Source organism: Pseudoalteromonas sp. SG43-4, assembly GCF_014164325.1.
GTDB lineage: Bacteria > Pseudomonadota > Gammaproteobacteria > Enterobacterales > Alteromonadaceae > Pseudoalteromonas > Pseudoalteromonas distincta.
In genome coordinates this window covers 10582-16642 of sequence record NZ_JACJFB010000034.1, presented here as the reverse complement: position 1 = coordinate 16642, position 6061 = coordinate 10582, and the positions used below count along the sequence as shown (strand labels likewise).

Sequence of the window (6061 nt, the reverse complement as noted above, 5' to 3'; positions counted from 1 at the left end):
CTGTATAGGTATAGGTATAGGTATAGGTATAGGTATAGGTATAGCAGCAATCTTAGGCGTAAAAAATAGTCTGTGTAAAATTTAAACTTCAAGTCCTATACTTTAGGACATCTCTGTACGTACTTAATGCGTTAGATAAGTATAAAAATAAAATTTAAGTTAGCAGCGTCTTTATCTTTCCTGAAGTATTAGCGCTCAACTTAGACCTAAAGAAAAAGCTATTTAAAATTCTTTAGTCCGAAGCGGGATCGTTATACTTAGATGTTTTCTTTGTCCCACTCAATAAGACATTTTTCATAAGCATCTTCATCGGGATCGATAAAGTCTTCATACTCCTGCTCTTGATATTTAGCATTAATTTGCGTCCTAATCTTCATCATATACTCTGCTCTTTTTGCTGCAAGCACAGCTATCCTATAGCTTATTTGGGCATTATTGAATAATGAAACAGCATACGTAACCAGCGCCAATGAAAAAGCGATAAAAAACACAGATACATCAAAATAAGTTGCTATAGAAAATAGAAATAAGCTAAATACAATCATAATTAAAGCTCTTAGCAAGCTATAGGCTGCGTCTAACTTAATATTCACAACCCTATTTGTATCATGTGCTGCTGTAACAACTTTTGAGTGATAAATAGCTTTCTTTGCATATTGCTTATCTCTTAGAGATACAGAAAGCTGAGAACATAATTGAAGGACTTTTGGAGTTAACACATTCGCCATTACAGAAATAATGAGAGAAAGTATTGTAGATACAACTAAAAAAATAGGCTCTTTTATAACTTCTATAATATCCATAGATTTAGCTCCAATATAAAAAAATATAGGTGTTTAATGTCATACATACACAAAGTAATTGAAGTATTATAATTATAGTTCACCATATTTTTTATAGTCATAAACACATAGTAAACGCCTATAATCTGTATCTTTTTTATTTTTAAAACCCAATAAATAAACCTCTATGTCAGCCAAATCGAGCTTATCATGCCAAATCGACCAAATTATTGCATTCACCTTATTAGCACGCGATATATTATCATCTTCCATAATACTTTCAGCAGATGTATGTATTGACTCTACATTAGAGCTGAGTGTATTTAGGTATGTTTTTAACTTAGCTAGCTGCTGAACTTTTAAAATTGGAGCTTTATTTATTTCAGGGCATACTTTATGAAAACCAAAAATTGGAAACCACTGAGTAGATGCTATCTTGATTTCGTTTATTAGCTTTAAGAGTTGGTTATTAGCCTCATCAATAATACTAAAATAGTTACTCATCATTCCTGAAGAGTCCTGATGGGTATAAGTTATTGACCTACTGGAACCGATTGCTAGTATTTTTTCGTTATTATTTAATGAATCTAAATCCTCAGTAATGCTTACCTGAATACTCCCTCCTGAATAAATCTCCTTTACTATACTTTGTACTTTTCGAATATCCATCGCAGAAACAGGTAAATTTAAATCTGACAAAGCTTTATAAATCTCAATAAAATCATCCGTTTTGACTTTGTTAATACGGATAGTAGCGTACCCCTCAAGATCAATATCATGTTCACAAATTTCATGTGATACAGAACCTTCTTCATACTCGACCAAAAGAAAGTTATTACGAATTCTTTCAGCATCCTCAGAGTTCGGTTCTACATAGGTAAAAATAGTCTTCAATAGACTTTTAATGTTTTCATCACCTATCCCATACCCTAAAAAAATAATTGGGTTATGAATGAAAATGGATAGTAGCTGGGCTCTTATTAATTCATATTTTGCATTAAATTTATAATAATCATCTTCTGAAATTATCACTTTAGATGGTGCTGTATGACAGCCATGTATTTTATAAACAGAGCCATATGGGTTACTTAATAAAATGTCATTACCAACTAAAGGCTGAAAATCAAATATATCCTCAACAAGACAGTCATAATTAGTTGTTATAACAGAACCAATATTTTTACGTATTTTTTTAAATTCAGCTACTTCGGCCAGTTTAGAGTCACGGTAATCAAGTTTACTAAGTAATTGAGATATGTATATTTTGAAACGACTTAAGTTATTGTCTTTTATCATTTCTTCATAAAAAATATCATTGATCTGTTTGAATTTTCCATTTCGATCCTGACTTAAAGTATAATTAAACGCCTCTTCTACTTTCGAAGCAATTATAGAATAATCGTACTTTCCTTCATCTTGACACTGAGATTTTATATCTAAATAAAATTCCACATCCCCTGTCAACTCAGTAACAATATGTTTTAACAAGCCATCCCATGTGTATGAGTTGTTTAGATATCGAAGACTTACTCCGGTGCCAATAAATAAAACTGGATGATTTCGATATTGACTTATAAATGTGCGTATATCCAAGCGAACCTCTAATATTAATTATTCTGAGATATTTGAAATTAATCAAATAAGCTCTGCTCTTTGGGGTTTTGAATGACATCTTCTGATACGGATAGTAAAATATTATTAACAAAAGAATAATCATTTTTATTTTTCAAATAGATGATTCGATCTAATTGGTTAGGAAGACATCTCATAAATCGAGCAATTTCGTCATTACTGCCTGTTAAAATAAAATTATTTGCTTGAGTCTTTGATTCATTATTTTCTAAATCAGTAGTGCTTTGACCTGCAACTACTAGATGCCTTCCAAGCTTAATAGCTTCACGAGAAGCATGTAAACTCCCACCTTTTAGGTCACTTTGGACTAAGACCACTGCATTAGACAAAGCAGCTTGGATCTTATCTCTTTGAACTAATTGAGCAGGTCTTACTGTTACTCCGTATGGGTATTCAGATACTAAGGCACCATTTGAGCGAAGAATTTCATCTGCTAGACCTCTATTTTTTGCAGGGTAAACGGTATCCAAACCATGAGCAAGAACTGCTATGGTAATTCCATTAGCATCTAAAGTACTTTGGTGTGCAATCGTATCGATTCCAATAGCTAAGCCACTTAAAATACCCCATCCCTCTTGGGTAAACCAAGTAGTGATTCTCTTAGCTATAATATTGCCATGAGTAGTCGGCTCTCTAGTACCGATTACTGCTACTTTTTTTGAATTAACAGCTTCAAGAGAACCTGCGATAAATAAAATAGCAGGTCTTACCTCTAGTTTTTTCAATATTTCAGGGTAGATATTATCAAGAGGAGATATTATGTAATGCCCTCTTTTGTAAGCTTCATCAACCTGCTTTTGAGCAAACGTCCTAGCTTGCTCTATATCTTCTAATGAGTATTGTTTTTTAAGATAGACTTTTTTTAGTATCTCTTCGAGATCCAGCTTCAGAATATCCTCATTTAACAGTCGATTTAATGATTGTTGACCAACTCCCTTCAAAGAGCTCAGACACAAAAGCTTAAATGTAAATAATGATACTTCCAAAATATAGTTACCTATTCTCTTTATACTGACAGTGTTTCGCTGCTTCACCTTCGTGCGCTAAGTATTTTCCATATTGACTGCTTTTTAACACTAATTCTTTCGCACACCTTGGGCAGTCCTTTATAGTTATACCTTTAGCGTGATTACAAGGTATTGGTTCTTGATAACCAGTACAAGCCCAAAATTTTATTCCATACTTATTTGTAAGGCATCTCATAGGTCTATTACATCTATCACACGTCTCAGTGTCACCTATTGGATGTACCGTTTTCGCTAAACAAAGCCCGAGCACCTTCTCAGCTTCTTCGACTTCAAGTAGTGAGATTGCTCTTTTAAATGTAGCACCGGTCGTAACTACATCATCCAATATAATAATCTTCGCCCCTTTAAGCTTGCCTTTATACTTCTGATTGAGATGCAACTGCCCATTTATAGCTACCTGTCTCTCTCTTCTGCCGTTCACAGTTTTTAAGCTAATTGCATTCTCAGAAAATTGAAATATATCGTCAATAAAATGATAATCTAGTCCTGATTTCTCATGAATACGCCTTAGCATACGTTCTAGTCTTTTGTTCTTTAGCTGCTTTGCGGGGATTACAGTAACTATATCTACGCCTTCGTTATTTCTATATAGATATTGCGGTATTCTTTGTAATGCAAAAACAAATGTATCGACCCAATACTTTGGAGCCTCAAAATTTGAGTTTTGTTCTTTTGACTGAATATCGATAGATAGTTTATGACTAGCAGCTAGATTAGCTGTTATTTTAGATTTAGTACTAAAATAACGACCAAAAGTGATAATTTGGATATTTCTTCTTCCAGGCATCACTACTTGGGCTTCTAGATTTATCGGACAAAAATAAAACTCTCTTCCAATCTGGAAATATAAATTAGTATTATCAGAAGCCGATTCTGCCAATAATCTTATATTTTCAATTGAATCTATTTCCTTTAATAAAGCTTTTGTGCATATAACACATGCTGGCATTTGAGGAATTTTAGTATCAGCCCAAGTTGGAGCAATAGGTATGACATGCGAGGAATAGGCAGCATCAATATCGACTTGGTGATCACCTATGTATAAAACAGATTCAGGTTTAGATATTGATAAACGCTCTAACGCTAGATTAATGCCAAGCGGTGAAGGCTTTATATTCGGCCTAACGTCATCATAGTACACAATCACAGAGAAATAGCCGAATAGTTCAAAGTAATTCAGTACCTCATCTGCATACCATTTAGGTGAATTTGTTACTATTCCAAGCGGTATGCCTTTTCGAGATAATCCTTCAATTAAAGTGAGAATATTCTTACATAATTGAGTCGATGGCAATAACCTCCTGAGAGCTCTTATATCTCTAGTTTCTCTGGCACTTTTTAGATGTGAAGAAAAAACTAAAGTATCATCTAGATCAAATAGTACAGCTGAAATTTTACCCATAACAATCCTTATTAATGAAATACATTCCTGTATTATGGCAATGTATCACTATATTCAAGAATTAAATAATAAAATTATCAACTTACAAAAACTCCCATGACTTCCATTGAATGCATTTGGCTGGGGCTAAATTTACGGTTATTCGTTGATCGGGAAAACCAAATTGTGAGTTTTCGAGTGCGCTACGTACCCTGTCTTTCGACTCTTTAACAGACGCTTCGGGCAGGCCTACAATATGAAAAGCGGGTAAACCATTTCCTAGGTGAACCTCTACAATAACTTCAGGGGCATTTATGCCCACTTGAGCACGAGAAAATATACGAGCTAACGACATTCCTTATCCTAGTAAATGGTGTGATTACACCAGTTTAGTCAGGATATTTAAAAACGTGTAATGTGATTTGCCATTTTATAGCGGCTAAACGAAGTAATAAGGTCATTAACATTCCTAATACCATCGCCATTTCGGTTGCTAACGAAAAACTAATGCCAAGCGTATAAACAGTACCACCCGCTATACAGGTAATAGCGTAAAGCTCACCCTTTAATAGCATAGGGATCTCGCGTGCAAGCACATCTCGAATTAATCCACCAAAGCAGCCTGTAATTACAGCCATAATTACCGCAGTCATATCGGGCATACCAACAAGCTGTGCTTTTTGCGCCCCCATTACTGCAAAAAAAGCTAACCCGAACGCATCCGCTGTTTGTAAAATATAATGAGGTATCGGCTTTTGTTTATTTATAAGGCGTGTTGTAACAAATACTGAAGCGAGTATGGCAAAAAAGTAACTTTGATCGTGTAACCAAAACACAGGAACATCTAAAATTAGATCTCGCACTGTACCACCACCAATAGCAGTTACTGTCGCTAAAACTACGACCCCAAAGCCATCCATTTTTTTCTCGTACGCTAGCAAAGTGCCTGATACAGCAAACACCGCAATGCCTATTAAATCAAACCAGTGGTAAAGTTCAGTCATATTTGTAACAACCTAAAAATATTTGTGCCGTTTTAACACAAACCAAACAAGGTTTTAAGTAATAACGATTTATTTTAAGAAGTTTATAACATTTTAAAGTGTATCTCAGGGGGCGGGAGCTTGCGCTTATGAGAAGTGAATGCCTCATGCAGTGAAGATGATCTTTAACCTATAAGCTAAATCACCACACTCATCAAATTTTAGACATAAAAAACACGCTTTGAGCGTGCCGTT

Annotated in this window: 5 protein-coding genes and 1 pseudogene; all 6 read right to left on the bottom strand. The window is 34.5% G+C overall.

Features of this window, described 5'->3' with window-relative positions; all coding sequences use genetic code 11:
- Positions 1–257 precede the first annotated feature (257 nt).
- Positions 258–803, bottom strand: coding sequence for a hypothetical protein (locus tag H5160_RS19865; RefSeq protein WP_138531041.1), 546 nt, complete (start codon positions 801–803; stop codon positions 258–260).
- 72 nt (positions 804–875) lie between these two features.
- Entirely contained in the window at positions 876–2270 is a 1395-nt protein-coding gene (locus tag H5160_RS19860) for an SIR2 family protein (RefSeq protein ID WP_212746527.1), read from the bottom strand.
- Positions 2271–2413: 143 nt separating this feature from the next.
- On the bottom strand, positions 2414–3400 hold the full coding sequence (locus tag H5160_RS19855; RefSeq protein WP_212746526.1) for a DNA-processing protein DprA: 987 nt from the start codon (positions 3398–3400) through the stop codon (positions 2414–2416).
- 7 nt (positions 3401–3407) lie between these two features.
- The gene (locus H5160_RS19850) at positions 3408–4844 is read right to left on the bottom strand and encodes an HAD-IA family hydrolase (protein WP_182738494.1); all 1437 of its coding nucleotides are present in this window, start codon (positions 4842–4844) and stop codon (positions 3408–3410) included.
- A gap of 118 nt (positions 4845–4962) precedes the next feature.
- Positions 4963–5178 (bottom strand): annotated as a pseudogene (locus H5160_RS19845) (magnesium chelatase domain-containing protein); the annotation flags it as partial.
- A gap of 34 nt (positions 5179–5212) precedes the next feature.
- Positions 5213–5827, bottom strand: a complete 615-nt coding sequence (locus tag H5160_RS19840) for a trimeric intracellular cation channel family protein (RefSeq protein WP_002957915.1) — start codon at positions 5825–5827, stop codon at positions 5213–5215.
- Positions 5828–6061 lie beyond the last annotated feature (234 nt).